Origin of the sequence: Ruminococcus sp. NK3A76, assembly GCF_000686125.1 — a bacterium.
Classification (GTDB): domain Bacteria; phylum Bacillota; class Clostridia; order Oscillospirales; family Ruminococcaceae; genus NK3A76.
Map to the genome: position 1 here is coordinate 2,869,159 of NZ_JMMA01000002.1, position 26,618 is coordinate 2,895,776.

The following is a 26,618-nucleotide window of genomic DNA, read 5'->3' on the forward strand; positions in this document are numbered from 1 at the left end:
CTCGACCCTTCGGTTCGCCGCCTTCGGCGGCTCTGCCCGAATGGGCATAAGCGGCGCCAGCCGCACATCAACTATTCACTATTCATTCTTCATTATTCACTATTCACTGAGCGCAGCGTTACCGCCTTCGGCGCACCTTAACTGTTACCTGTTACCTGTTACCTGTCACCTGTATTCTACGCCATTTTTCCGCCTGAGCCCATGTAGCGCTGGTGGCCGTCGTTGGTGCCGACAATGAATTTCACTGCCTTTGCTCCGGCACCGGTGTTCTCGGCCTTTATCTTGCCGAGCAGCGCTTCCTTTTCAAGGCCTATGCGGTCGATAGCCTGTACGTCGCTGTCCTTTATGCGGTTTATCAGCGAGCCTATCTCCTGCATCTTGAAGTATATCGCTTCCTCGTCGGGAGCTATCTCGGTCAGGTCACGGCTCGACCTGACTATGCGCCTTACCCTGTCGCCGTCCTCGTCCATTTCGCTGCAAAGCAGCTCGATAAGACCGAACAGCTTGTCGAGCTCGGCGGTTATCTTTACCCTGTTGTGGCTGTGCTCCTCGATATCGTCAACGTCACAGCTCATTATATCTATCGTCTCCTGCTCGAAGACAAGCAGCTTCTGCCTTATCACTTCAAGCAGCTCGATTATTTTCTTTTCATACAGTTTGTTCATTTTATCATTCTCTCCAATACGCTTTCCAATACACTTGAAAAAACTCAAAAACTATGCTATAATACATTTAAGGCAACACCGCACGACCACCGGCTCTGGCCTTTGTGTGCCATCTGCTTGCCGAATTTCCGTCATAATACCCAATTTCACCTTGTTTTACGCCAGTAAAACTGCGGCAAAAATGGGCATTCTGACGAAAATTCGGACGGCGCATCTGACACACAATGGTCGTGCGATGTTGCCTTATAAGACTAAAAAGGAGTGAGCGCTTTATGAATCTTTCTCACCTTGAAGCAGTTCTGTATTTTGACAAGGTGACTGTCAAGGGCATAGCTGACATATCCCTTTCCGACCGTTCATGTGCATTCAGAAGTGACTTTGTACCGATACTGCATTTCGGTTCTGAGGTAACAGTCGTCACAAAGATAGGCGGCATACCCTTTTTAAAGGTCACAGGCTCGGTATATCTCTCATCAAAGCGCTTTATGAGAGTACAGCCGATAACGCTTGCGCTGTTCAAGAACGCCGAGCGTTTATGCGAAGTGCCTGTTGAAGTCTACGCCGAGAAGATATCAAAAGGCTTTCTCTCAGGCAGAAAGCGCACCGACTGCACGATAGTCGCCTGCTCTGCCAAAACGATGGTACTCACGGGGGACGTTTATCCCGAGCGTGGTGACAACACGATAGAGCTGATAATCGCCGACCCGATGTTTTACGATGAAACGAGCGTAAGGCTCAAATATTCCGGCGACGGAATGCTCTTTGGCAAAGGCAGCAAGAAGACCCGGTACATTTACAAGATAGTCAAGATAGAAAAGCGCAGTTACAGTGATTATATGCGTTTTATCCGTGCCTGCACGATTGACAGGCTGGCAAAGAGCCTCAGATGACAGGTAACAGGTAACGGGTAACAGGTAACAGTTGAGGTGCGCCTGACGGCGGTTATTGCAAGTTTCGCTTTGCGAAACTTGGCTGTCTGCGTAAGCAGACGAGCCCCATATCAGGCAGAGCCGCCGAAGGCGGCGAACCAAAGGGTCGAGGTGGCTTTGCTGCACACCTCAACTGTTAACTGTTAACTGATAACTGATAACTAAAACAAAGCAGCAAGCGAAGTGATTCCGCCTGCTGCTTTTTTGTCATTATAAAAGCGAAACGCCTTGCGTCCTGCGGGCGCTATTTTTTATTGAGAAGACCGGCAAGAGCCTCCGGTGTGAGCACCTTGGCCGCTGAATCCTTGTTTTCATCTGCGGTCAGCTTGAGCTCTGCTCTTAATACGGAAACATCACCGGGAGCCTTGATGCCGAGCCTTACCTTATCGCCTGCAACATCTACGACAGTGATCTCGATATCACCGCCGATGATGAGCGACTCGCCTTTCTTTCTTGAAAGAATAAGCATTCCCTGTCACTTCTCCTTTCCGCCGAAAATTGCAAAGCGGAAAGGAAGATCATCTTCACTTACAGCCTGAACTGCGGTAAAGCTGTTCATATTGAAAAGAAGCGGGCTCTTGAGGTTGACAGTCGTCTTGGCGACCTCCTCCTTTATAGATGCCATGAGCCACATCTCGGTATATTCTCCGCCCAGTGCATCGAGCGTCTCCTGATCTACCGAGGGCTTATAGCCTTCTATAAGTGCTGCATTTGCGATTATGAAGCAAAGCTCCTTTTCCTCTGTGCTCTGGAGCCACGCAAAGCCCTGGATATCCTGATCCATTATCATCACAAACTTTGTGTACTCCTCAAAGCCGAGTATAGGCTTAACAAAAGTGACAACGTCCTTTTCATCTATCTCCGCCAAGCCAAAATCTCTGGTTTCTATCTGCATACAAAAAACCCTTCTTTCTTTGTTAATTTTTTTATAAAGGGCACTCATTTCCTCCCCAGTGCAGCACCGCCGTGCGCATGACAGATAAGCAAAGGTTTACAAGCAAGCGCCATTTTAAACGGTGTTAAAGCTGCTCGGTCATATCCTGATCGCCGAGATATTCTATCGTGACCTTGGGATACTGGGTTATCTCCATCTGGAAGCGGCCGGGCACAAACTCCATTTCCCGGCGTGAGCTGTTCCATTCGGTGTTCCAGTCGTTCTTTACGCTGCTCTGCATAAGCGACGAAAGGTCGAACTTGGTCACAAAGTCCGAGCTGTCATAGTCTGCAAAGTGCAGCACCGAGGTGAACACGTTATCAAAGCTGTTCGAGTTAGCCTGAAGCTGGTCATCGCTCGTGATGCTCTGGCCTGAAAATCTGGTTATCTCGGCAGAGGTGGTGCTCCTGACACCCGAGGAATTCACTCTTGCTCTTGCAAGGTTCTTGAAATTCTCGTTAAAGCGTGCAGCCTGCTGTGCTTCCTTGACTATCGACGGGTCGCTCTTATATTCGGCGGACTGCTGTTTTCTTATCTGCGCCGCCTGAGCTCTTTTTATCTCAGCTACGTCCTGCTCCTTGGCACGCAGCTTGGCACGCTCGATCTTTATCTCATATTCGATCGGCGTTGTTGTGATCTTAAGCAGTGACATATCTTTTCCCTCCCTCTTTAATTCAGGTAACAGTTAACAGGTAACAGTTAACAGTTGAGGTGTCGGCTTACGCCGACGGATTTTGAAACTCCTCCGCAACGGCAGCCTTCCTTCAAGGCATCTCTCGTCCTCAGGGGCTGCACCGAGGGGCTAAGCGCTGTCTCGACCCTTCGGTCATGCGCTGACATAATTGACTTGCTATCTTATATAATCCAGCAAGCTCTGCGGGAGTATCTGGCTGCCGAATTTAAGGGTGAGCAGCCAGGAGTAGTTATACTCCTGCATCTTGGTTATCTCCTCGGTATCGTTTATGCCTTCGGTGTTGGCTCTTACGATATCAAGCTCAGTTGCCTCGTCCTCGAGCTTCTCGCTCTTGACCTCCAAAAACTGTGAGCGTGTTCCGAGGTTTGCGATACCCACGAGAAGGTTGTCAAACTGGTCGTCAAGGTGGTCTCTAAGAGCGCCTAAGCGTTCGTTGTCGTTAGCCTTGATAGCCTTCTGCATCTCTGTGAGTATATCGTACATATTATTTGAAACTGTCTCTGTGACCTCAACGCCGCTTGCGTCTTCGTAGGTCATCTCAGACTTGCCGTAGCCCGTCCATTCAAGGCCGGGGAAGCTCATTTTAAGCACCGAGTTCTCATCAAAGCTCTCGCCGTCGGGAGTAAGCCGCAGCCCCAAGCCAATATCCACATAGGTATCGCCGCTAAGGTCCACCTGCTCGCCGTTTGCGTCATAATACTTGCCGTCAGTCCTGGTTATCTCGCTGGCCTTTACGCCGTTATATACAAGCTCGCCGTCTTCGTTGGGTATATAGGGCATCTCGCCGTTTGTACCGCCGAGGATATACTTATCCATATAGAGCGAGTTCATATTATCAACAAGGCCACGCTTTGTCTCCTCCAGGCTCTCCTCGAAGATAGCTCTTGAAGTCGGGTCGGTATTTGGGCCGTTTAACGCCTTCTCTGCGAGTGCGGAAACGTTCTGCACCTGCTCGTTTATCGTCATGAGAGCGTTCTCGGCAGCTGTCATCTGTTCTCTTGCGGCCTCTACGTTTGCCTTGTACTGGGCGTTGCGGTAGATAGCCGTGCGGTTTCTCAGAGCCTTTTTGCCGAGTGCCACGTTCTGCGAGAGCCTTTTGAAGCCCTTGCCTGTTTCGAGCTTTTCAAACTGCTCGGCATATCTGCTCATAGTATTATTGGCATTGTACAAATAGGTATTCGTCATCTGCCTTGAAGTTATCCTCATAAATTATCACCCCTTAGGCTCAGACGGCCATCTGGTTGATGATGACATCAAGCAGGTCGTCCATAACAGTCATCATTCTCGAAGCAGCCTGGAAAGCACGGTTATACATAAGCATATTGGCGGTCTCCTCCGTCTCCGAAACGCCCGTTACGGAATCACGCATCTCAGAGATATTGTTGCCCACGGTCACTGCCGCCTCATAGTTCTCGTTAACATAGCTCAGGTCGCTTCCGAGCGTTACCACATAGTCATCCACGAAGTTTTCAAACGTACCCGTATAGCCGTCAAACTCAAACTTGGAGTTGGTGAGCTTTGCGGTGAGGTTCAGAAGCCCCGTGTTGTCTATATTCTTGCCGTTGTCGTTCAGCAGGTATCTTGCGCTCTCTGAGAGCTCATCGGTTATCCAGATATTGTTTGCATCGACGTGCATATCGGGATACACCTCGCCGTCTGGCATCTCACAGCCGACGAGCTTCTTATAGCTGAGCACTGTGCCGTCGGTATCCACCTGGTCGGGGATAGTATTGTTACATATCGCCGCAAACTGCACTGCGAATGAATTTATCTTATCCTTATAATATAGTATACCTCTGTCAGCGCTCTCGGTATTGCTCTGCATATTCACGCCACGGCCGTTTAACATCTTCTGCTCGGCGCTGAGTATGCCCTTGCCGGTGTCAGCAGGCTGTGCAGAGGATTTCCAGAGCACGTTTACTGTGCCGTCGGTATTCTCGCTGTACATAAGGTCATCGACTTCAAGCCCCTTGACAGCGGTCTTCGAGCCGAGCGACACGTTGATAGTGCCGTCGCTGTTATACGAAACGCCTATCTCGCCGTAGGCAGCGAGCTCATCGAGCACCTTGTTTCTTGCATCCAACAGCTCGTTGGGGCCATACTCTGAGGTATAGTCATTTGAAACGAGGGCGTCTTTTATTCTTCTGTTATAGTCAGCTATCTCCTTGAAATACTGGTTGACATCGTCAACGTCAGTCTTAAGGCTGTCCTTATACTTATCAGACAGGTTATCAAGAGCCTCGGTAGTCTCACGGATACTTCTCACAACGTTCTCAAACGCATCGCTTGTAACAGCCGCAAATGTCGGGCTGCCGGCGTCTGTCGAGAAATCCTCCAGAGCTTCAAAGAGCTCGGACACAGCGTTTCTCAGGCCGTAGCCGTTGCCGTCAACGCCCGTATCGAATTCCTGCAAAGCGTCCTCGATATCCGTCATGATAGCCGAACGTGTAGAATAGTCGCCGACATCAGCGCTCTGGTTACGGAAAGCCGTATCGAGCAGCTTATCTCTTGTCTGCCCTATACCTATAACGCTTGTGCCCTGGCCTGCTATAGCCACCTGATTATGCAGGTAGCCTGCTGCTGTGCTGGTATTCATATAATTGACAGAGACTTGATCGACACGCTGTCTTGTATAGCCTATCGAATTGATATTCGCAAGGTTATTACCTGTTATATCGAGCGCTTTCTGGCTTGCAAAAAGCGCAGTCTTGCTGGCTTCAAAGCCCAAAAACGTAGGTCTCATTCAGATCATCCCTTCTTATCACACATGTGCTTTGGAATACACCCCGAAGCATCATGCGCCAAAAACAAAATTTTACACTCGGATCCGCTCAGATAGATTTATTGAGCAGGTTGGAATTTGAAAGGTGGCTGTCTGCAAGCCCCTTGGTATTATATATCGCCGAGATAGACGCTGCCTGCTCTATCTCCCCGAGCTGAACATTCACAAAGTCCATAGATCTCTTATTGAGATACTTTATATTCTTGACAATAGAGGTGAGTCTGTTCTTCTGCTCGGTGAGCTTAGTCTTCTCATCATCGTCAAAATGCCTGAGCACTTCCGAGAACGCCATATTTTCAAAGCCCAGCTTCTTACAAAGCTCTATGCGTTCTTCCTCATACGCCTGAGCCTTCTTTATCACAGACTGGTAGTTGTTCATAGCCTCCTGTATACGGGGGAGCTCGCAGCTCATGAGCGCATCGAACTTTTCAAGCTCGCACTTCTGCGCCTCGATATAAAAGGCTGTAAATCTTTCCATAAAGCCATAGTATTCCTCAAACGCTGTCAAAGCCATCACCTCTTAACAGCCTTAAGCAAGGCGTTCGAGTATGCTGCCTGCTATATCCTCGGAGGACACGAAATAGCTTCCGTCAGCGATACTTGCCTTAAGTGCATTTATCCTGTCAGCAGAGCTTAAGGAGTTGACATTGGCAGCGATAGTGCTTCTCACCTTTGCTGCTGCAACGTCTGATGCGTCTGCCTTGATAGACACCACATCGTTTTTGAATGACGCACCCTGAGCCCTCACATCACCGGAAGGCCTTACAGGTGCCTGAGGGGTCTTGAGCCCCTGAGTGCTATAATTACGCATTGCATCAAATCTGATATTCATAACATCACATCCATCTTTAATTAACACAAGATCCGCCGCAAGGCCTGAATGGGCATTACGGTGCTATCGTTCACAATACATATCGGTCATAAATGAAAATATTAAACTTATAACACGCCCCTTAAAACCATTTTCGGCGTTTTGCACAAAAATGTGTACTGCTTTTATTCAGGTAACAGTTAACAGGTAACAGGTAACAGTTGAGGTGTCGGCTGGCGCCGACGTATGGCCATTCGGCCTGTCGGTCGGACGGTTTCAGCTAAACCGTTGGGCGTGCATACCCGAAGGGGGTAAGCGGCAGCTTCGCTGACGCAGGGGTGGCGCATGAGCTGTCTGCGACAGCTCGAAAGCCCCCCTACCCGTAGCGTGAGCATAGCGAGAGACTACCCTTGAAGCTAAACCGCCGGATATGCCCCCCCGACGACTATCTGAAAGAAAAATACTCCCGACACTCGACGACAAGACGACGAAGACGACATGGACGACTGTCATTGTCTTCTTCATTTTCATCTTCATCTTCATCTTCATTGTCATAGTCATATTCATTTACATTATCATATTCATTTACATTATCGGCATTTTTGGTATGCAGTCGTATGCGGCCGCATACATCTTCGTCTTCATTTACAGTGTCAGATACATTTACATTTACATTAACAGCTAGTTTTGCTATAGTTTGCTTAGCATTGCCTAGCATTACTTAGCATTGCTTAGCACTACTTAGCATTGCTTAGCATTGCTAACCTTTGCTTGTTTTAGTATCCCGGAAAAACCGGTGGGTTTTTAGGGGCTTGCTTTCAAGGGGACGCTCTCCCTATCCCTACGCTACGGTTTAGGGGGGCTTTCGAGCTGTCGCAGACAGCTCATGCGCCACCCCTGCTTCGGCTTCGCCTACGCCACCCCCTTCGGGGATATCCCCACACGCTGAGTTGAGGACGAAGACGACGAAGACAGCCCGAATGGGCATCTCGTCGGCGCAAGCCGACACCACAACTGTTACCTGTTAACTGTTAACTGACCAAGCGGCGCACCTCAACTGTTACCTGTTACCTGTTACCTGAGATACCTGCATTGTAAAAGCGCTTGACAAGCGGCGGTCGGGTATGCTATAATATGATGATGGATAGGTATCATTGATTGGAGGAAATAAAAATGGAAAAAGAACAGTTTCTGGAAGTTTACAGACACTCGCTGGCTCATATACTCGCAAAGGCAGTTATCGAGCTTTACGGCAAGGAAGTCCAGTATGCGATAGGGCCGCAGATAGCTGACGGCTTCTACTATGACTTCACCTTCCCCGAGGGTGTGACTGTGACTACCGAGGACTTTGCAAAAATAGACAACAAGATGCACGAGATAATCAAAAGACGTGAGGACTGGAAGCGTGAGGAAGTCTCAAAGGCTAAGGCTGCTGAGATGTTCGCTTCGCAGAAGTTCAAGATGGAGATAATCGAGGGTCTTGCTGATGACGAGACTATCATCGTTTACTATACAGGCGAGGATTATGTTGACCTCTGCCGTGGACCTCATGTTGACAATTCGCAGGAGCTTATGGGTGCGGCTTTCGAGCTTCGTGCTGTTTCCGGCGCTTACTGGAAGGGCGACGAGAAAAACGACAGCCTGACCCGTATTTACGCATACGCATTCCCGGACAAGGCAGCTCTTAAGGCTCACAAGCAGCTTATAAAGGAGGCTCTGGAAAGAGACCACAAGAAGCTCGGCAAGGAGCTTGACCTCTTTATGTTTGACCACACAGCACCCGGTATGCCCTACTGGCTGCCAAGAGGCTGGAAGCTCTTTAACTCGCTCCTTACCTACTGGAGAGAGGTTCACGAGCGCCACGGCTACACAGAGATAGCAGGTCCTGTGATCTCGAAGAAGGAGCTTTGGGTAACATCGGGTCACTGGGCACACTATATGGACGGAATGTTCGTTATTCCCGGCGAGAATGAGGACGACCCCGACACATTCGCACTAAAGCCCATGAACTGCCCCAACGCAATAAAGGTATACATGAGCAAGCAGCGCTCATACAAGGAGCTGCCTATCAGGATAAATCAGGTAGACACTATCCACAGAAAGGAAAAGTCAGGCGAGTTAAACGGCCTGTTCCGTGTTCAGCTTTTCAGGCAGGACGATGCGCATATCTTAGTTACCGAGGAGCAGATAGCTGACGAGATAATGGATATCTTAAGCATAGCTACCGAGCTTTATGACACATTCGGCCTTACATACACAGCAGAGCTTTCAACACGTCCTGACGACTACATGGGCGACATCAATGTATGGAACAAGGCTGAGGCTGACCTTAAGGCTATACTTGACAAGGTATACGGCGAGGGCGGCTATGAATTAAACGAGGGCGACGGCGCATTCTACGGCCCGAAGATAGACCTTAAGATGAAGGACGCTTTAGGCAGAGAATGGCAGATGGGTACTATACAGCTTGATTTCCAGCTGCCGCTCAATTTCAAGATGAAGTACATAGCAGCAGACGGCTCAGAGAAGCAGCCTGTAATGATACACCGTGCTATATTCGGCTCGTTTGAGAGATTTATCGGTATCATAATAGAAAACTACAAGGCACTGTTCCCCTTCTGGCTCAATCCCTTCCAGGTTGGCATCGTGCCGATAAGAACAGAGCACAACGAGTATGCAAAGAAGGTATTTGACCTGCTCACAAAGAACCATATCCGTGCCGAGGTGGACTATACCGACGACAACATGAAAAACAAGATCAAGAAGTTCAAGAACTACAAGGATCCCTACATCATCGTGCTCGGCGACAGCGAGGCTGAGAATGAGACAGTTTCGATAAACATCAGAGGCAACAAGAAATTAAACGACGTGCCGCTTGACAAGTTTGTTGAGATGTGCGTAAAGATGAACGAGGAAAAGCCGCTGGAAATAACAGACACGCTCCTATAACAGCGCAGGCGCATTAGCGCCTGCTAAAAGAATAAAGAATAAAGAATAATGAATAATGAATAATAAAGGTATCGACCTACGGTCGATGATTTAAAATATCATCGCCGAAGGCGATACCTCTATTTTTATTTCTTATTTATTCTTTATTCTTTATTCTTTATATAAGTCTCAGCAGCAGTTCCCCTATATTGCCTATCTCCCCGGTGCCTGAGACGGTTATAATGCCGTCACGGCGCTTTTGTACGTTGGCGGTGTCGGTGTCGGTCACAAACACGGTCTTTAGGTTCACCCCGGCGGCTGTTTTGCAGGGCTTTGCCAAACGGTCTGTGCCGCATTCTACAAAAAGTGCCGAGAAGCCCTTTGTGAGCACGCAGTCGGGCGTTATGCCGCCTATCTCGCCACGGCTCTTTACATCGTCAAAGCCGCCTGTTTCCTTTGCCTTGTGGTAGGTGTAGACACCGAGCACCCTCTCGCTTTCCGAGAGCAGGTCTTTTATCTGCTCTGACGCAAAGGTAAAGCTGACACTCCCCTCTGCCTTGCTTACGGTGAGGTTTGTAAGATACCCCATGCGCCCAAGCCCGTCAAGCAGCTCATACACATCTGCCGGAAGTGTAGAGAGGTCAAGTGCTCTTACTATCAGGTCATTATATATCACACGGACAGCGTGCGATGCAGGGTCAGTCTCGGTGCTGACAAGGTCTGTCTGCATAAGTATATCCACCCGTGAGAAAAGCTCATCGAACGCCGCCCTGTTGCCGTGGTCATCGCTGATACTTATCTCACACGAGCGTGTGGTAAAGCTCCTGACAGTGCCCTGAGTGCCTGTAAGCCCTGCGGCAGCGAGTGCGCCGAGAATGCGTTCGGCACTCCTGCGGCAGGCGGTGGGTATGATATATCGGCAGAAGCCTTTTTTGCCTGCACGGCGCTTAAAAACTGCGGCTGTGTCGTTTGCCTGAAAGTAGCTTGAAAGCTGCGAGCAAAGGCCTTTCCACGCATCGGTGTGGGCGCAGTAGAGCTCCCACAGTGCTGAGATATCGCCGTAGAATTCAGGGGCGGCGTGTGTTTCGCTGTCAGAAGATAAAAACATATCCTCCGCCGTGATGAAGGGTCTGGCTTTTATAAACCCGAGCAGGTCGCAGCCGTTTATCAGGGTAAAGCGCATCTGTGCCGGGTCATAGCTGTAGGAGTCAAAGCGCTCATAAAGCCCTGCGCCCTCCATAACGCAGGAAAGGGGCGTAGAGTTCAGCTCCAGCATCAGGTCATCAAAGCTCTTTCTCCGTTTTTCAAGCATTGCCCCGAGCGTGGCAGCAAAGTCCTTTCTCGACCCGGCTTCTGTGAGTTTTACTTTTGTGACACGACGGCTTTCTGCATCACAAAGCTCCTTCTCTGCCTGCGACACACTGTATGGCAGCACACCAGGGGTGAAGCCTATAATGAGCTCGACCGAGGCTGCGAACTGCTTTTTCTTCATATAGGCGCAGATGCGTGGCAGGCTCTGCCTTATGCTTTCAAGCTCATCGCCGCTCCGGCAGTAAGCCGTGTATATTATGCGTGAGGGGTTGACGACAGTCGGGGCTGCAAGGTCTGAAAGGTCAAGGCTCGCCCCGAGTGACATGGGTATCACCATGCAGACAGACTCAGAGTATGTGAGAATGAACGGTATGCCGTCAACGAGCGCTGCGTCGTCGAGCTTATAGTCACGGTAGACGCAGCAGGCAAGCACCGGGTAGAACCTGTCATACAAAAGCTCGGTCAGCCGCCTTGCTGTGCGCCTGTCGCTCTCGGAGAAAGCCTTTGATGCCTTTATGCGCTCACAAAATGCACGCTTTAGCCCCTCGCAGCGCCGCCACTGTTCATTGCCGCCGTGCCACACCGCCCTCATGCAGGCGATAAGCTCACGCAGTGCCACAGCACACGCAGCGTCCTGCCCCGCAAGCCCTGTAAGAGCCGAGACTATCTCGCCGCCTAAAAGGTCAGTGCGTTTTGTCTGTGCGGCGTGCTTCATATGCATAAGGTGTAACTCAACAGACATTCTGTCGAGCTCGTCGAGCCTGTCAAGGTCTGCCGGGGTGGGGCTGTCCCACTTGCGCTTATTTATCTGCCCGTCAGGGGTGAGCCAGTCAAAGCCCGAGAGCCCCTTGTCAGGCGTGCTTGTGACTATGCAGACATGGCGTTTGCGCTTTTCGTCACGCATAAGGCCGCCTGCGCAGTCATCGAGGTCTTTTATCTGCCTGTAGCCAAGGCAGAGCTTTTCTGTAAGCCAGCGGCGGTGTTCGAGGTATATGAGCATATCCCTCTGACCCTCGTGGGTACCAAGAAACTCTGCATACTGCCTTGCCAAAGCGGCAGGGTCGGCACTGTCGGTGTCGATTCCAAGGCCTTGCAGCTTATACTTCATCGCCAGCACGAACGACACGCAGGAGTCATGGTTATAGGGCTTTTTGAATTCACGCTTTACCTCTGCGAAGTTGATATTGAGGTTCTTGTTCCAGATAAGGTGGACATTGAGCGCCATTCGCTCAAGCTCTGCAAAGAAGGGCAGAGCGCTCATATCCTCGCAAAGGTCTATGCACTCAAACGCTGTCTGCTCTGATATATGTCCTCTGTCTACAGCTGCAAAGGTATGGCAGAAGCTGCTTACCGTGCCTGCTATGAAGGCGTTTTTCTCATCACGGCCGCACGCCACAAAAGCCCTGTCCGGCTTCGGGTCGCCAGAAAAGAGCTTATCAAGATATTTCGCATTTTGCTGTGCATCATTTTCAGAGAAAGTGTGCGTTACAAAGCGCAGCTCACCAAAGCCCTTACCGCTGCCAAGCGAGCCGTCTATGTCAAAGAACCTGCAAAGCTCCGGCCTTTCGGCAAGGTAGACTGCCTTATCGTCAGCCGATGCCGAGATTACCGTGACACGCAGCCTTATCCCCGGCATCTGCATTATCTGAAGTGCTAAATCTGCATATATCTGCCCGTATCTGCCAAAGCCTATGAGCAGCAGGTCGAGCGTGTCCCTGCCCTTCTTAAGCGATGAGCAGAGCGGCTGTGTGTAGAGGTGATACTGCATAGCAAGGGTCGAGTTTTTCTCCTTGTCCGCATCAAAAACGTCGAGACTGTCGGCATCTGCAAGCACCCACTGCTCGCCGGCGCTTCCCCTGTCGGCAAGCTCTGCCGGCACGACGTAGTAGAGGGCTTTCTGCACGTCTTCAAGCAGCTCCTCGCAGCACTGGTAGCGCTCGTCACGGCGGCAGAGGGTCTTTTGCAGTATCCTTGCAAGCAGCGCACGCAGGTGCGGGTGAGAGTTCATCTCGCAGGCGCAGATAAGCTCTGAACCGTCAACGAGCTCCTTTATTCTCGGGTAATACGAGGGGTTATAAAGATAGCCCGAAGCTGCCGTTTCGTCGGTAACTATTACAGCATAGAAAAGTGTAGCGCCTATGGCGTAGATATCCGTCAGGTTATTTGCTCTGCGGCTGAGTGCTTCCGGCTCCATAAAGCCCTCCGAGCCCCTTGCGAAGTCAGCCGGCACGTTATACACCGAGCATACAGTATCGACATCAAACAGCGATATCGTCTGTGTCAGCAGCTCGCTGCCACGCTTTAAAAAGCCGAAGTTCGAGGGCTTTATGTCTCTGTGGATAAGCCCCTCGCCGTGCATGGCGCATATGCATTTTACAAGCGACTCTACAGAATAGAGCACTCGCAGCAGGTTCACGCCGGGCTTGTCTGCCGCATTCTCGTGGATACTGCGGCACACCGCATCAAACGTTTCAAGGCATGGCTCGGGCGTCCATATATACGCAGTCGCACGGCTGTCATTCCCCGTCACGCCGTAGTATATCTCGAAATTCGGGAGGAATGTCGCAAGCTCGTCATGCTGCCTTGCTTTTAGCAGCATCTCATACGGCTCGGTGTATTCCTTAAGCAGCCTGTCAAATCTTTCATTCTCCTCAGGCGCCCCGGGGTCGCAGACAAGCTGGCCGTCATCCCTGCGGTAAAGCGAATGCACCGTAAGCGGATAGAATTCCTTTAGCACGCCGTTGCCGCTTTTTTCGTGCCTTGCCTTGTAGCAGACAGCCGAAGCCCCCGATGCACTTATCATTTCCTTTACGGTAAATGTCCTTAAAAAGCTGCCGTGGCCGCTGTCTGAGCACAGCGTCACAGAGCCTTTCAGGCAGCTCCTGTCGCTCATTGAGTGTTCCTCCCTGATAGATTAGTTTTATCCATTATTATCACGGTGCAGTCATCAGCACGCTCCTGTGATAAAAGCGCTTTGCCAAGTGCGGCGCAGTCGCCTTTTTGCAGCAGCTTTCCAAAGGCCGGCAAAAGCCTGCTGCGGCGGTACATTATCCTCCACGCCCCGTCCGAGCATAGCATGACAGAGCTTATGCCGTGAGCGTCGATCACCCCTGACTTTGCCGCCGATGCCGCATCTACAGTAGTCGTCACACAGCACCCCTCACGGCTGTCAGAGGGCATGGCGACGATGTACAGATCACCGTTTCGGGCGGCTGTGATAAGGCTGTCGCCGACGCTGAAATAGAGGATATTATCATCTTCCCTGTCAAGCAGCACGCAGGCCAGGGTGCTTGAATATTCCTCGCAGCTTACACCGCTTTTTGCCGACAGCTCCCTTAAGCTGTAGAGCACATAGTCGGTCAGCGTGTGCGAGATATCCTGCCCTGTCATTTTAAAGAGCCTTTGTGCATGAGCGAGCATAAACTCAGCCGATGCCCTGCAGGCATTCTCAGCGCCCTGCTTTGCCTGTATGCAGGCCGAAACGCCGTCTGCAAGGCATATTACGCTGTAGCGCTCATCGTGGCAAAAAAGAGCTGCGTCCTGATTTTCGGCGCTGTCATGCCCGTGGCGGCTGCCGGCGGCGGTGAAGATGTTTACCTGCGGCTGTGTATACCCCTTGCCCATATCACACCGAAAGATATGCGTATGATGAGAACATCACAGCAAGGTCGAAGATATTCCTGTCGTTTACCGGCTGATAGCCTGCCGCTTCAAGAAGGCTGTTTAAGCCTGTGGAGGGGTCGGTGTAATCATCAAACACCTCGGTGAAGCACTTTGTCCTGCCGTGGTGCTCGTTGGTGTGGTTATACCAGTAGTAGTAGGCCGTCACGAGGGCTGTCCTTGTCATATCCGAAGGCGAGGTGATATCCATAGTCCTTATCACACGGGAGGATATGGCGTTGTGCTGCTGGTTCTCATTAAGCTCGCTCTCCTCCTCCGAGAAAAGGTGGCCTATGAACATATTGATGCCGTAAAGCAGCTTAAAGAACCTGTCCTGCCTGTCCTTGTCATCATCATCTGCAAAGGAGCCGTCAAAGGCCGCTCTGCCCGACTTTTTATCCATAGATATATCGGTAAACCACAGGCCGTAGTTGCAGTTTTTCCTTGAAAACTCGCTGTCCTCTACTCCGTCCTGCCACATATCCTGCTCCATGTCGTCTATCAGCCGTCTGTATTCTCTGAAAGCCGTGTTCTGCGAGGTCTGCACCTGCATATCGCCCATGATGCCCGAGTGCTTCCTGCCGTCCTCGTCCTCATACTCATAGGCTACGCTGCAGTCGTAGTTATCTGCTACAAACTGCTCAAACTCCTCCTCGGGCATATCGAGTATATCCTCGGTAAAGAGCGTCTCATAGTATCTTGTTGAGGTGTCGTCTGACAGCAGGGGGCTTTTTGCGTTTTGTCTGAGCCTTGCTATCATATCGGTCGAGCGCCTGAGCTTTTCGGTCGGGCTTAATTCCTTTGCGATGAAGTAGACATACACCATCTCTGCGAAGTTTTTATAGTTTATGCCGTGCCCTGACGGGTCGAGCTCGTAGGCATTGGGGTTCCCCTCGTATGCCGAGGTGATAAAGCGCATGAGGTTGTTGGTGTAGTAGTCTTCAAAGAGGTTTTTTTCTATATCCGAGCTGTAGTCGATCATCCTTGTCGTTTCAAGCGGCGCATTGCCTGCACCTGTCGAGTAGGTCATATCAAATGCCATTGCGAACATATAAAGGTCACGCCTTGTCGAACCGTTTGACCTGAACCTGCCCTGCGCCAGGTCATCTGCAAGCCTTACTATGCCGTATCTGCTGCGGATATCCTTGAGCTTTCCCTTGGCGCTCTCTGTCTGCTTGTTAAGCTCTTTGAGCCGGCTCTCTTTGCCGGCAAGCTCTGCCTTTATCCGCTCTGCCTCTGCCTTGTCGGCAGTCTTGCCCTTCTGTGCGGCTTTAAGCTGTTTTTTTTGCTCCTTTATCTCGTCACGCAGTCCTCTGATCTCGGGGCGCTGCTGGCACTCATTGAGCGCTGCCTGCAGCTTTGCGGTGTTGTCATAATATTCCTCGAATATCCCCTCGTCTACAAGCTGCGCCGCATCGGAAATGCTCTTAGGTTTAGCGCCTGTCTTCTCCTTGACATACGCCTTTATCACCTTTTCCCAGCCGAACACCGAGACTGTCTTGCCGGCGGAGTTTTTATATGTGCCGCATTCAAGATATTTGACAAACCGTCTGAGTATGCGAAGCCGGAGCGGCTCGTCGTCCCAGCCGTCACCGGGGTCTGAAAGGCGGTCAACTATTCGCTTCATATAGTCTGCCGGCGTGGGGTATTTATCAAAGCAGTCGTACATGACCTTCATTATGCTGTTTTCTACATCTACAAAGTCAGGCAGCTCAGTCTTGTCAACGAGCTCGTCGTAATACTCAAACTCTCTGCCGCCCTCGCACTCCACACCTATCGCTCTGAACATCTCGCACAGTGCCGCACAGGCAGAGGGGCGCTGCGAGCCTTTGGCGTTTCGCAGTGCTGCGAGCTTGTTTTCAAAGTCATCTCTTGTCAGCAGAGCGTTATAGACCTCGCTCCTTGTTGACCTCATTCTTCTGGTTATAGTTCCCTGATACATAATATCACTCCCGTAAAAAGGCTGCAAAAGACGCATCTTCTGCTCACATATATGATACACCCCCACGCCTTTGCCGTTTGAAGGGGGGCAGATCCAGAATAAATAAAAAGGAACAAAAGAGGTATCGACCTGCGGTCGATGATCTTAAATATCACCAGCATAGCCGATACCTTCATTATTCAGTATTCATATTTTAGGGCAAGCGCCCTGTTTTATCACTTGAACCATTCCTTTACAGGTCTGCGGCCGTTTAACTTATCGACGATGATAGGCAGCTCGGCATCTATCTTGTCATTGTCGAGCTGGCAGGTGCCTGCATTGGTGTGACCGCCGCCGCCGTAGGTAAGGCAAAGCTCGCCTATATCGAACTTGGAGCTGCGGTTTACTATCGACTTGCCTATCATAACGGCTGTGTTCTGCTTTCTGAAGCCCCACGCAACGTGTACCGAGAGCTCTACCTCAGGCCACATAGCATATACCATAAAGCGGTTGCCGGCGTATATGGTGGATTCTTTTCTCAGGTCGATAACTGCCACCTTGTCGTCTATCTTGGTAAGTCTTCTGAGCTGCTCCTTGAAAAGCTCCTGCTGCTCGAAGTAAAGGTCAACTCTCTCCTTGACGTCGGGTAGCTTCAATACGTCCTCTATCGAGTGGTCAACGCAGAACTTGATGAGCTGCATCATAAGGTCATAGTTTGAGATACGGAAGTCATGGAAACGGCCAAGGCCTGTTCTTGCGTCCATAAGGAAGTTCATGAGCACCCAGCCGGTGGGGTTGAGTATCTCATCGACTGTGAAGTCAGCACTGTCGCCCTTGTCAACAGCGTCCATTATCTCCTGAGAAACGTTTGTGAAGACCATTTCGCCGCCGTAGTAGTCATAAACCACTCTTGCAGCGCTTCTTGCTGTGCCGTCGATTATGTACTTGCCGAGGTAATCCTCGAGATTGTTTCTTATAAGCTCGCTCTCGTGGTGGTCAAAGGCAAGGCCTACCCTCTTGTCAAAGGGGAGGTTGGTGGTGATATCGTTCTCGGTGAGCTCTATCTTCCCGTCCTGCACGTCCTTGGGGTGAACGAACTTTATCTCGTCTATTATACCTATCTCGTTGAGGAGCATTGCACATACAAGCCCGTCAAAGTCGCTTCGTGTAACAAGTCTTTTCATTGTCAAATCCTCCGATCAGTTTATGCTATAGGCGGTATTGCCTCATATAAGGCTCTCGCCCACGCCCATGACTGCTATATCAACAGCCGTGGCGTTTTCAAGGTGGAACACCATCATTTTATTCCCGGTCTTTTCATTGTATATATCTCTAAGATACGGCATCATGTCAAGCATAGCCTCGGCGTACTTCTCATCTGTCTCAAACACAGCCTCACCTGTATATCTGAGCCAGTGGCCGTCAGGCTTTGCTGCGGCTATCTCGCACTTCGGGTTGCCTACGAGCTGCCTGTAGACTGCCTTGAAATCGCCCACTCCAAAAAACAGCCTGCCGTCCATCTCCATATGCGCGCCGAGAGGACGCAGCTTCGGCTGGTCGCCGTCAACTGTTGCTAAAAAGAACACCTTGGCCTCGTCAAGAAAATCATTTATCTTACTCATTTCAGACCCTCCGATAATAAATGTCTGACTTTTATCTTTTTTCAGCGGCGGAATATCTATATATACGCCTACCAATATATTATATCATATATTTTTCAAAATTTCAAGCATTTTTACCATAAATATTTAATATTTCTTTTGATTAACTGTGTAAACTGACTCCGGGTATTTATACCCCTGTTTTTTGCATAAATGACCTGACATATCCTTTGTATTCTTCGGGGGCTGTGAGTATGCTCTCGGCGTGGGCAGCGCCCTTTATGATATGCACCTCGCTGTAGCCGGCGGTGGCGTCTGCCATGCGCTGTGAGTTCGAGGGGTCTATCAGTTCATCGTCCTCGCCGTGGATAAAGAGCATCGGCACCTTGTTGTCTGTCAGCTTATCGACAGGGCGCATATCCGAGAGCCTGCAGCCGTAGCGAAGCCTTGCGCCGAGGTTGCCCAAGTTATACAAAAACGCCGGCAGGTGGGCTGCCTTAAAGCCGCCCTTAAGTACATTCTCTATGTCAGCAAAGCCGCAGTCGCACACTGCAAAGTCCACCTGCGGCGAATAGCCGAGAGAAGCTGCCGTAGATGCAGCGCCGAGCGATTCACCGTGCAGCCCGAGCAGGGATATGCCGCCGAAGCGTGAGCGTGTGTCCTTTACAAGCTCTGCTATGTCCTGCCCCTCACGGATACTGTAAGTGGTGAAGGTGCTTTCATTCTCGCCATGCCCCCGCAGGTCGTAGATCACGCAGTTAAAGCCGAGCTCAAGATACATCGGCACATATTTCAGCGCCCCGTATCTGTTGTCGGTGTAGCCGTGGGAGATCATAATGTATTTATCAGTCGGCTCGGGGTTTTTGAGAAGCTGTGCGTGCAGCTCGTAGCCGTCATAGCTTTGCACAGTGTAGTCCTGCTTTTCAAGCCCCTCGTAGAATGATGTGTCGTAGTGCTCGCTCTGCCATTTCATAGCCTCGTCAAGCGTCTGCCTCTTGCCTGTCATCACCAGATACGGCAAACACGCCGCAACTATCCCCGATGCGACAAGTGCCGTGATACCCAGAGCTATCGGAAGCCTTATAAGCCTTTTTTTCATACGTGGGGTCATATATCTTCTCCTTTCTTTACCCATTCAAGCAGCCTGTCTCTTGAATCGGGTATGTCGTCGCAATAGATGCTCATGACCTCCGTCACCTCAGCGCCGGGGGCGAGCTTTTTTATAGTAGCCGTGCTCGAAGAAAAGCCGCTGCTGCCCTGCGTGGCTATAAGGAATATCCTCTTGCCGGAAAAGTCATTGCTCTCCAGGAATGTCGCCACGGGCATGGGGATATCTCCCCACCACAGCGGATAGACAAGTATTATATCGTCATAGCCGCTTATGTCTATCTGCTCGATATCAGGGCGTGCAGATGAGTTCTTTTCGTCCATTGCTACGCCTATGGTGTCGTTGTAGCCTGAAGGGTATCTCTTGCCGGTCAGGGTTATCGCCTTGCTCTCGCAGCCGGTGATACTTGACAGCATAAGTGCAAGCAGCTGGTCGTTGCCCATAAGCTCGCCGTCAGCAAGCATGAGCGATGCGCCCGACACGGCATCAACGTCCGCCTCAAAATCTGTGTTGCCGACTCTTGTGAAGTATACTGTCAGCATCCTGCCGCCCTGCCAGTCGGCCTTTTCGCCGCTAACCTTATCTTCAAGATCTATCTCGACCTTTTTCAGATGCCTGTTCATATACGGCACGAGGGCAAGGCCTATAGCCGCCGATGCTGCAACTGCCAGCACGGTGAGCACGACCTCCCTTTTGCTGCCCTCCTTGGCACGGAGTATAAAGCGCATACCGCCGTGAGCCGATGCCAGCGAGAGCACGGCCGTTGCGAGGTATCTGTGCAGGTCGGCACTCCCGAGGTGGTCAAACCACGGAAAGAGAAACCTTGACACACCCATACTGCTGAGTGCCAGCGCAAAGCAGCAGGCTATCAGCAGCGCTGTGATGATATCAAAGAAAAGCCGCCCCTTTGAGCGCTTGCTGCTGCGCTTTTTTATCAGCGAGGGCAGCCACCAGCGCTTGATGACGCAGTGGGTCACAAGGCAGGCAAAGAACGCCATGCCGAGCAGCTCGTGAACGATATTTCCTGTGAATATATAAAGCATCTGCACAAGCAGAATAGCATACATCATCACATCTGCGATGATGCCGAGAGTTTTCTTTTTGTTTTCCAATGCGTTTGCTCCTTATGTATTGTCGGGTCGTTTGTCTGATGATATGATAAGTATAGCATATATCCTGCCTTGTTGCAATATTTTTACGGTAATTTGCACAAAAATCACTAAAAAGCATATTGACTTTGGGGCAATATAGCGATATAATGTTATCATAACGACCCCATAAGGACATTCAGACAAGGAGGAACCGACCATGAACGAAACACTGAAAACTTTACAGCAGCGCCGCAGCATAAGGTCATTCACAAACGAGATGCCAAAGGCTGAGGACATCGACGCCGTGATAAACGCAGGCCTTTACGCCGCAAACGGCAGAGGCAGGCAGGCGGTCATCACCATAGCAGTCACCGACAAGGCTATGCGTGACAAGATATCGGAAGACAACCGCAGGATAGGCGGCTGGGACGAGGGCTTTGACCCGTTCTACGGCGCACCTGTGATACTGATAGTGCTCGGTGACAAGAGGGTCAACACCCACGTCTACGACGGCGCACTTGTCATGGGCAACATGATGAACGCCGCACAGTCTTTAGGGCTTGGCAGCATATGGATACACCGTGCGAAGGAAGAATTCGAGCTGCCGGATTACAAGGAGCTGCTTAAAAAGCTCGGCATCGACGGCGAATGGGAGGGAATAGGCCACTGTGCTTTAGGCTTTCCGGCAGGCGACATACCAAACGCAGAGCCGAGAAACGAGGGCAGGGTATACCGCATCTGAGCTGAGGGCATTGGTTTTTCCCACGCTTTGATATGACCGGCCGGGCGGCGACTCTTGGGCAACACCGCACAAAGACCGCCTGAAGGCTTTGTACGCAATTTGCGCACAATCTTCGTGCGGTGTTGCCCTTGTTTTGCTTATCTGCCGGCGATACAGCAAGGGAAATGCTCACATACGTTCACACAGCAAACTGCCAAGAAAGGAGATATCTTATGTTTTTATTCGGAAGGAAAAAGGACGAAGACCCCGACACCGTAACAGACGATGATATCATCGTGGTACACAAGCCGCCCCCGAATGCCTGCGGCGGAACATACGCCACACAGAGAAAAAGCGCCCCGACTGAGATAGAGTCTGAGGATATGGTGTCTTTCTTCGCTGAGTGCTCATTCAGGGTGTGCTCCTTCTCGGACGAGATAAGCGAGGACGAGCGGATAACCTTTATCTCGGCATCTGCCGAAAAGGCTGCAAAGGGAACGCTGCTCGTGCTTGACAAGAGCATAGGCTACGGCAGCGAGCGCAGCAGGCCGCAGTGCGTGCTGATAAAGGAGGATATTTTCCCAAGGCTCGTGCAGCTTGTTCGTGAGCAGCAGCTTGCCAAGGGCAACGGCTATCACTCAAACACCGCAGGCCTGCCCGAAAACTTCGGCGGCAGCGTTGACATTCGCTTCTCAAGCGGCGAGAGGATAGACTACTCAAACAATCAGTGCCCCATTTTCGGCTTAGATACGGCAATAGCTATAGCAAATGTGTTTGACACTGCCATGCAGGGCGAAAAGGTGCCGCTGCCTGATGTTAAGGATATCGAAAAGATAGTATATGACGAGGAGAGAGAGAACGGCGGCTTTACAAAGGCGACTCTCACGCTGCTGCCTGACGGCACAGGCACAAACGCCAAGACCAGCCGCTATGAAGACGAAAAGGTCTATGAGAGCGAAAAGCCTGTCGATGCCGAGACTATACTGAAAATGAAGCAGAACATCACAAACTGCCTGCTTTTTGCATGGGAAGGTCTGCCAAAGAGAGAGCCTGTCATCAGCAATGTAAGCAAGAAGCTGACATTCCTTTTCAAGGACGGCAGCGAGCTGACAGTGCATGACAACTGCCGTCTGCCCTACAGCATCAGCAACGGATTTTTTAACATCGAGCTTGAAATGACTACAAAGCACTAAGCGCTGGCGCTAAAATAAAAAAGAATAAATAATAAAGAATAATGAAAAATAGAGGTATCGGCTGCGCCGATGATGTTTTAAATCATCGACCGCAAGGTCGATACCTCTATTATTATTTCTTATTTATTGTCTATTCTTTCTTCTTTTAGCAGGTGCTGAAAGTCCCTGCGCATCAGTCTTCCTTATGCTGAATATCCTCGATCGACTCTATCTGGCCGTCAACGAGCCTTACGAGCTTTGTGCCGTACTGAGCGGACTTCTCGGAGTGAGTTACCTGTACTATAGTCTTCTTGTACTTCTGGTTTATCTCACGGAAAAGCTCCATGATGCTCATACCTGTCTTTGAATCGAGGTTGCCGATAGGCTCGTCAAGGAAGATTATCTTGGGGTCGAATACCAGCGAGCGTGCTATGGCAACTCTCTGCTGCTGACCGCCCGAGAGCTCACGGGGGGTCAGCTTTCTCTTGTCCTCCATGCCGATTATCTTTAAGCACTCATCGAGCTTGTCGGCATAGTCAGAGCGCTTTTTGCCTGCTATCATAAGAGGGAGCGAGATGTTGTCCTCAACGCTCAGGTTGGGAACGAGGTTGTAGAACTGGAACACGAAGCCCACTTCTTCATTTCTCATCTTGCAAAGCTGCTTGTCTTTGAGGGAGCTCAGGTCTGTACCGTTTATCTTTACAGAGCCCGATGTCGGCATATCAAGGCCGCCGAGCAGGTAAAGGAGAGTAGACTTGCCGCCGCCCGAAGGACCCATGATAGATACGAACTCGCCCTCCTCGACATTAAGGTTTATATCCTTTAAAACGTGTGCTATCTCCTTGCCGTTTTGAAACTTTCTGTTTACGTTGGTAACTTCTATAACATTCATTTTCTCTTCCTCCTGTTCTTATTCGTACTTAAGCTCTTCTACTACCTTCAGCCTGCCTATGCTCTTCATCGAGCCGATAGATGCAAGGAAGATAACAAATGCAACTACTGCTATGTATACAGGGAACTTAGCCCATGCAAAGTCTATATCGAAGCCCATGCCGGAGCTTGTGAGCAGCTTCTGGGAAAGGATACACAGAAGTATCGTGTAGGGTATAGATGCGATAGCGCTCCATACAACGCCTGTGATGCTCTCGGTGAGTATCATCCTGCGCCTGTTGGGTATGTCCATACCTACAGATGCCATTACAGCGAATTCCTTCTTGCGCTGTGCAAAGCTGATGGATATGTTGTTAAATATACCTATTGATGCGATAACGAGTGCGAGGTAAGTGAATATCGAGAGAATGTCGATTATCATCTCGTTGCTCTTTACGTTGTCGTCTACCATTTCCTGCTTGGAGTAGTAGGTAGCGCCGAGGTCGCTTATCGACTTTTTGAGTTCCTCCTCGACCTTGTCGGAGTCTGCGCCGTCCTTAAGGAAGAAGGTTATAGAGCCTGCCTCTTTGAGCTTGTAGATCTCCTGTATCTTGTCCTCGTGCATAAGGATTATCTTGCCGCCGCTTAACTGGCCGCCGTCAAACTCGCCTATGATGTGGAATGTATCCTTGATGCCGTCGATGTCTATGTCGATATCATCGCCGACGCTCTTGTCTATATCCTTAAGGAAGCTGGTGGATACCATAGCGTCCTTGCCTGTCGATGCAGTGTAGTCCTTGTACTGCTCGCCCGTCTTGCCGACTGTGAGCTTTAAGTATTCGCCCCACTCGGCAAAGAGTGTCGGGTCTGCCGCCATAACGACAGCTTCCTTGCTGTTTACTGTTGCCAATGCATCTGTCTGTGTGCAGAGCCTTGTTGAGTCGATGCCGTCTATAGCCTTTAGCTTGTCAAGAAGCATAGAAGTTGTCGTCACATCTGTGTTGCTGGGTATTGGGTTATTTACCATGTAGTCGTAGTGCAGCTCCTCATAAGCGCCCTTTACAAAGTCTGTCATGCTCGAACCTATTGAAGCTATGAGCATTACAGAGGATATGGTGAATACCAGCAGTGTGATGTTGCCTCTGAGCAGCTTGGAGGTCTTGATAGCATTGAGCGAGAGGAATGTCGTTGTGTGGCCTCTGAAAGCGCCTGCTATCTTGCCGGAAACGAGCTTGATGAACTTTCTTGACATCATAAGCATACCCACCATAGCAAGTGCCATGAACAGGCCGCTGAGCTTATCTATAGTCTCGTTGTTTACAAGTGCGCCTATTACTGCAAGACCGAGGAAGATGATACCTACTGTAAATCTTACAGAGCCCTTCTTGTGCTGTGTCTCCATGCGGTTTAAGATAACGTCCTTAGCCACGAGCTTTCTTATGCTGCGTATCGGTATCCATGCAGAAACTACCGACAGGACGCAGGCAAACAGAACACCTATAAGAATATGCTGGCCGTTTATCCTCATCGGCATATAGATGCCGTATTCCTTAAGAGGAGATACGAGCCTTGTGAGCACTTTCAGGCCGCCAAGACCTGCGCCCACGCCGAATGCCGAGCCGAAGAGGCCGTAGAGCAGCGCCTCTAACATAAGAATATGCTCTATCTTCTTCTTTGTAGCGCCCTGGCTCATGAATGTACCGATAACTGTGATACGCTCGGTGATTATGAGCTTGAATGCGCCGTAGATGATGATCATACATACAACGCACACGATAGAGAGCATTACATAAAGACCCATAGTTATAGTCTCAGAGCCATCCTTGCTGTCGTTTACAAGGGCAGATGCTGCGACCTTTTCGTTAGCGTCGTTGAAGTCATCTATAAGACCCTTGATGTGGTCATAGCTCTTGTCATCGCAGTCGAGCTTGGCTGTCATGCCGTTGTACTTGCCGTTTGCGCCGAGCAGCTGGTTAAAATACTCATAAGGCACAACGACCTCGAAGCTCTTCTTTGTATCGGAATAGAATATGCCGTTGTTCTTGGCGATACCCTTGATCTCGAAGTCTGTCTTCTCGCCGTTTACAGCGATAGTGAGCTTGTCGCCCATCTTAAGACCTCTCTCATCAGCGATACGGTCAGAGATAACGCATATCTTTTCATTGACGTTTTCCATACTGCCCTCGGCCATATCTGTGTCATAGCCCTTGCGGCCTGCCATTCTGACGTAGATTATCTCGTCCTCATTCAGAACACCCGTAACGCCTATAGTGCCCTTAAGATCGGATATGCCGTCAGTATTGATGTCCTTTTCATCAAAGAACTGTTCGTCGGTCGCAGAATAGATAGTGATATCCTGCCCCTCGGCGGCTATCCTTGCCGGCTGTGTGTAGCTGTCGAGCAGCACGTCAACGAGACCCAAGCTCATTATCAGCAGCGCTGTACAGCACATGATCGAAAACAGCAGCAGGAACAGCCTGCCCTTTTTTTCGAGCATATTCTTTGAAATGTACTTTAAGAAAACTCCCAAACCATTTCTCCCCTTTCCAAATTGTCCGATATATCAATGATATCACGGAAATTCTTAAATAATCCTTAAGACAATACCGCACAACCACCGGCGGATACCTTTGTGTGCCATCTACTTGCGGATTTTCCGTCATATCACACAGAAAATTCTTGCCATACGGTAGTATGCCTGCGAATTTTCTATGCAATCTGACGAAAAATCCGACTGCGCATCTGACACACAATGGTCGTGCGGTATTGCCTTGAATCCTTACGGCAGGCACATGAAAAAACATCACATTCCCGTCCTTGTTTTATATTATACAACGTATAATATTGTTTGTCAATACAATATATCGCATTTTATAATATTTGTCGGAATGTAATAACCCGGAGCAGTCTATCGCTGCCGGATTTGGTAAAACATTGCAATAATGAAAACATTTTACTGTTTTTTAAGGCAACACCGCACGAAGATTGTGCGCAAATTGCGCAGTCAGCTTTTTCGTCAGATCGCACAGATTTTCCGAAGGAATACTACCGTATTTCAAGGAAAAAATGTGTAATATGACGGAAAAGATGCAAGTAAGTTGCGTACAAAGCCTTCAGGCGGTCTTTGTGCGGTGTTGCCTTAAACGTTTTCACTGCCTAAGAGCACCTTTTGATTATACCACATCTTAATATATTTGTAAAGATGTTAGCAAATGAATAATAAATTGTTACTAAAAGTCATATAAATACTCCCCTGCATATTTAGCATATTAGGCAACACCGCACGGCCGCCGACCGATGCCTGAATTGTAAAAACAAAAAATATTTGCGAAAACCTCTTGACAAAGCAAGATATATTTGATACAATATAGTTGGAAAAGATATTTATCGACCAGACGCAGCAACACATATCCTGAAAGG

At 49.9% G+C, this 26,618-nt stretch carries 22 protein-coding genes; 4 read left to right on the forward strand and 18 right to left on the reverse strand.

Annotation, left to right across the window (positions count from 1 at the left end):
• Positions 1–176: 176 nt before the first annotated feature.
• Positions 177–665, reverse strand: a complete 489-nt coding sequence (locus CD05_RS0113310; protein ID WP_028510899.1) for a hypothetical protein — start codon at positions 663–665, stop codon at positions 177–179.
• A 272-nt stretch (positions 666–937) separates the two neighbouring features.
• On the opposite strand from CD05_RS0113310, the gene CD05_RS0113315 reads away from it, so the two are divergent.
• Entirely contained in the window at positions 938–1,555 is a 618-nt protein-coding gene (locus tag CD05_RS0113315; RefSeq protein ID WP_028510900.1) for a hypothetical protein, read from the forward strand.
• A gap of 283 nt (positions 1,556–1,838) precedes the next feature.
• On the opposite strand, the gene csrA is transcribed toward CD05_RS0113315, so the two are convergent.
• The 8 genes from csrA to CD05_RS20710 all read right to left on the reverse strand — a co-directional run bounded on the left by csrA (position 1,839) and on the right by CD05_RS20710 (position 7,533).
• Complete coding sequence (gene csrA / locus CD05_RS0113320) at positions 1,839–2,063, reverse strand: carbon storage regulator CsrA (protein WP_028510901.1); 225 nt, start codon at positions 2,061–2,063, stop codon at positions 1,839–1,841.
• A gap of 6 nt (positions 2,064–2,069) precedes the next feature.
• Positions 2,070–2,489 (reverse strand): flagellar assembly protein FliW, encoded by a 420-nt coding sequence (gene fliW / locus CD05_RS0113325; RefSeq protein ID WP_028510902.1) that lies wholly within the window; start codon positions 2,487–2,489, stop codon positions 2,070–2,072.
• Positions 2,490–2,613: 124 nt separating this feature from the next.
• Positions 2,614–3,180, reverse strand: coding sequence for a hypothetical protein (locus CD05_RS0113330; RefSeq protein WP_028510903.1), 567 nt, complete (start codon positions 3,178–3,180; stop codon positions 2,614–2,616).
• A gap of 198 nt (positions 3,181–3,378) precedes the next feature.
• The gene (locus CD05_RS0113335; RefSeq protein WP_028510904.1) at positions 3,379–4,428 is read right to left on the reverse strand and encodes a hypothetical protein; all 1,050 of its coding nucleotides are present in this window, start codon (positions 4,426–4,428) and stop codon (positions 3,379–3,381) included.
• A 19-nt stretch (positions 4,429–4,447) separates the two neighbouring features.
• On the reverse strand, positions 4,448–5,965 hold the full coding sequence (flgK, locus tag CD05_RS0113340; RefSeq protein ID WP_084262193.1) for a flagellar hook-associated protein FlgK: 1,518 nt from the start codon (positions 5,963–5,965) through the stop codon (positions 4,448–4,450).
• A gap of 88 nt (positions 5,966–6,053) precedes the next feature.
• Positions 6,054–6,512 carry a flagellar export chaperone FlgN gene (flgN, locus tag CD05_RS0113345; protein WP_028510906.1) on the reverse strand — a complete coding sequence of 153 codons (459 nt, stop codon included), beginning with the start codon at positions 6,510–6,512 and terminating at the stop codon, positions 6,054–6,056.
• A gap of 21 nt (positions 6,513–6,533) precedes the next feature.
• Positions 6,534–6,836 (reverse strand): flagellar biosynthesis anti-sigma factor FlgM, encoded by a 303-nt coding sequence (locus tag CD05_RS0113350; protein WP_028510907.1) that lies wholly within the window; start codon positions 6,834–6,836, stop codon positions 6,534–6,536.
• 424 nt (positions 6,837–7,260) lie between these two features.
• Positions 7,261–7,533: a hypothetical protein gene (locus tag CD05_RS20710; protein WP_156947487.1), complete on the reverse strand. Its 273-nt coding sequence runs from the start codon at positions 7,531–7,533 to the stop codon at positions 7,261–7,263.
• 455 nt (positions 7,534–7,988) lie between these two features.
• Between CD05_RS20710 and thrS the strand changes: the two genes are divergently transcribed.
• On the forward strand, positions 7,989–9,764 hold the full coding sequence (gene thrS / locus CD05_RS0113365; protein WP_028510908.1) for a threonine--tRNA ligase: 1,776 nt from the start codon (positions 7,989–7,991) through the stop codon (positions 9,762–9,764).
• Positions 9,765–9,921: 157 nt separating this feature from the next.
• Here the strand turns inward: thrS and CD05_RS0113370 are convergent, their stop codons facing one another.
• The 7 genes from CD05_RS0113370 to CD05_RS20010 form a co-directional block, all read right to left on the reverse strand.
• Positions 9,922–13,947 (reverse strand): hypothetical protein, encoded by a 4,026-nt coding sequence (locus CD05_RS0113370; protein WP_028510909.1) that lies wholly within the window; start codon positions 13,945–13,947, stop codon positions 9,922–9,924.
• Positions 13,944–14,678 (reverse strand): protein phosphatase 2C domain-containing protein, encoded by a 735-nt coding sequence (locus CD05_RS0113375; RefSeq protein WP_028510910.1) that lies wholly within the window; start codon positions 14,676–14,678, stop codon positions 13,944–13,946. Before CD05_RS0113375 ends, CD05_RS0113370 begins: the two co-directional genes overlap by 4 nt.
• Before the next feature lies 1 nt (position 14,679).
• Positions 14,680–16,656, reverse strand: coding sequence for a hypothetical protein (locus CD05_RS0113380; protein ID WP_028510911.1), 1,977 nt, complete (start codon positions 16,654–16,656; stop codon positions 14,680–14,682).
• Between the two features lie 215 nt (positions 16,657–16,871).
• Positions 16,872–17,819, reverse strand: a complete 948-nt coding sequence (locus CD05_RS0113385) for an exopolyphosphatase (protein WP_028510912.1) — start codon at positions 17,817–17,819, stop codon at positions 16,872–16,874.
• Positions 17,820–17,861: 42 nt separating this feature from the next.
• A complete protein-coding gene (locus tag CD05_RS0113390) occupies positions 17,862–18,257 on the reverse strand; it encodes a pyridoxamine 5'-phosphate oxidase family protein (protein WP_028510913.1) in 396 nt (131 codons plus the stop codon).
• Positions 18,258–18,426: 169 nt separating this feature from the next.
• Positions 18,427–19,347, reverse strand: coding sequence for an alpha/beta fold hydrolase (locus CD05_RS0113395; protein ID WP_051589024.1), 921 nt, complete (start codon positions 19,345–19,347; stop codon positions 18,427–18,429).
• Positions 19,344–20,456 (reverse strand): flavodoxin, encoded by a 1,113-nt coding sequence (locus CD05_RS20010; RefSeq protein WP_051589025.1) that lies wholly within the window; start codon positions 20,454–20,456, stop codon positions 19,344–19,346. Before CD05_RS20010 ends, CD05_RS0113395 begins: the two co-directional genes overlap by 4 nt.
• Positions 20,457–20,652: 196 nt before the next feature.
• On the opposite strand from CD05_RS20010, the gene CD05_RS0113405 reads away from it, so the two are divergent.
• Positions 20,653–21,177, forward strand: coding sequence for a nitroreductase (locus CD05_RS0113405; RefSeq protein ID WP_028510915.1), 525 nt, complete (start codon positions 20,653–20,655; stop codon positions 21,175–21,177).
• A gap of 212 nt (positions 21,178–21,389) precedes the next feature.
• Entirely contained in the window at positions 21,390–22,349 is a 960-nt protein-coding gene (locus CD05_RS0113410; RefSeq protein ID WP_028510916.1) for a hypothetical protein, read from the forward strand.
• A gap of 172 nt (positions 22,350–22,521) precedes the next feature.
• Here the strand turns inward: CD05_RS0113410 and CD05_RS0113415 are convergent, their stop codons facing one another.
• On the reverse strand, positions 22,522–23,220 hold the full coding sequence (locus CD05_RS0113415) for an ABC transporter ATP-binding protein (RefSeq protein ID WP_028510917.1): 699 nt from the start codon (positions 23,218–23,220) through the stop codon (positions 22,522–22,524).
• A gap of 18 nt (positions 23,221–23,238) precedes the next feature.
• Positions 23,239–25,728 carry an ABC transporter permease gene (locus tag CD05_RS0113420; RefSeq protein WP_028510918.1) on the reverse strand — a complete coding sequence of 830 codons (2,490 nt, stop codon included), beginning with the start codon at positions 25,726–25,728 and terminating at the stop codon, positions 23,239–23,241.
• Between the last annotated feature and the right edge of the window lie 890 nt (positions 25,729–26,618).

Bases quoted from the DNA above. Each gene is read 5' to 3' on its own strand.
- CD05_RS0113310 (WP_028510899.1), bottom strand. From the start codon at position 665: ATGAACAAACTGTATGAAAAGAAAATAATCGAGCTGCTTGAAGTGATA.
- CD05_RS0113315 (WP_028510900.1), top strand. From the start codon at position 938: ATGAATCTTTCTCACCTTGAAGCAGTTCTGTATTTTGACAAGGTGACT.
- csrA (WP_028510901.1), bottom strand. From the start codon at position 2,063: ATGCTTATTCTTTCAAGAAAGAAAGGCGAGTCGCTCATCATCGGCGGT.
- fliW (WP_028510902.1), bottom strand. From the start codon at position 2,489: ATGCAGATAGAAACCAGAGATTTTGGCTTGGCGGAGATAGATGAAAAG.
- CD05_RS0113330 (WP_028510903.1), bottom strand. From the start codon at position 3,180: ATGTCACTGCTTAAGATCACAACAACGCCGATCGAATATGAGATAAAG.
- CD05_RS0113335 (WP_028510904.1), bottom strand. From the start codon at position 4,428: ATGAGGATAACTTCAAGGCAGATGACGAATACCTATTTGTACAATGCC.
- flgK (WP_084262193.1), bottom strand. From the start codon at position 5,965: ATGAGACCTACGTTTTTGGGCTTTGAAGCCAGCAAGACTGCGCTTTTT.
- CD05_RS0113350 (WP_028510907.1), bottom strand. From the start codon at position 6,836: ATGAATATCAGATTTGATGCAATGCGTAATTATAGCACTCAGGGGCTC.
- CD05_RS20710 (WP_156947487.1), bottom strand. From the start codon at position 7,533: ATGCTAGGCAATGCTAAGCAAACTATAGCAAAACTAGCTGTTAATGTA.
- thrS (WP_028510908.1), top strand. From the start codon at position 7,989: ATGGAAAAAGAACAGTTTCTGGAAGTTTACAGACACTCGCTGGCTCAT.
- CD05_RS0113370 (WP_028510909.1), bottom strand. From the start codon at position 13,947: ATGAGCGACAGGAGCTGCCTGAAAGGCTCTGTGACGCTGTGCTCAGAC.
- CD05_RS0113375 (WP_028510910.1), bottom strand. From the start codon at position 14,678: ATGGGCAAGGGGTATACACAGCCGCAGGTAAACATCTTCACCGCCGCC.
- CD05_RS0113380 (WP_028510911.1), bottom strand. From the start codon at position 16,656: ATGTATCAGGGAACTATAACCAGAAGAATGAGGTCAACAAGGAGCGAG.
- CD05_RS0113385 (WP_028510912.1), bottom strand. From the start codon at position 17,819: ATGAAAAGACTTGTTACACGAAGCGACTTTGACGGGCTTGTATGTGCA.
- CD05_RS0113390 (WP_028510913.1), bottom strand. From the start codon at position 18,257: ATGAGTAAGATAAATGATTTTCTTGACGAGGCCAAGGTGTTCTTTTTA.
- CD05_RS0113395 (WP_051589024.1), bottom strand. From the start codon at position 19,347: ATGACCCCACGTATGAAAAAAAGGCTTATAAGGCTTCCGATAGCTCTG.
- CD05_RS0113405 (WP_028510915.1), top strand. From the start codon at position 20,653: ATGAACGAAACACTGAAAACTTTACAGCAGCGCCGCAGCATAAGGTCA.
- CD05_RS0113410 (WP_028510916.1), top strand. From the start codon at position 21,390: ATGTTTTTATTCGGAAGGAAAAAGGACGAAGACCCCGACACCGTAACA.
- CD05_RS0113415 (WP_028510917.1), bottom strand. From the start codon at position 23,220: ATGAATGTTATAGAAGTTACCAACGTAAACAGAAAGTTTCAAAACGGC.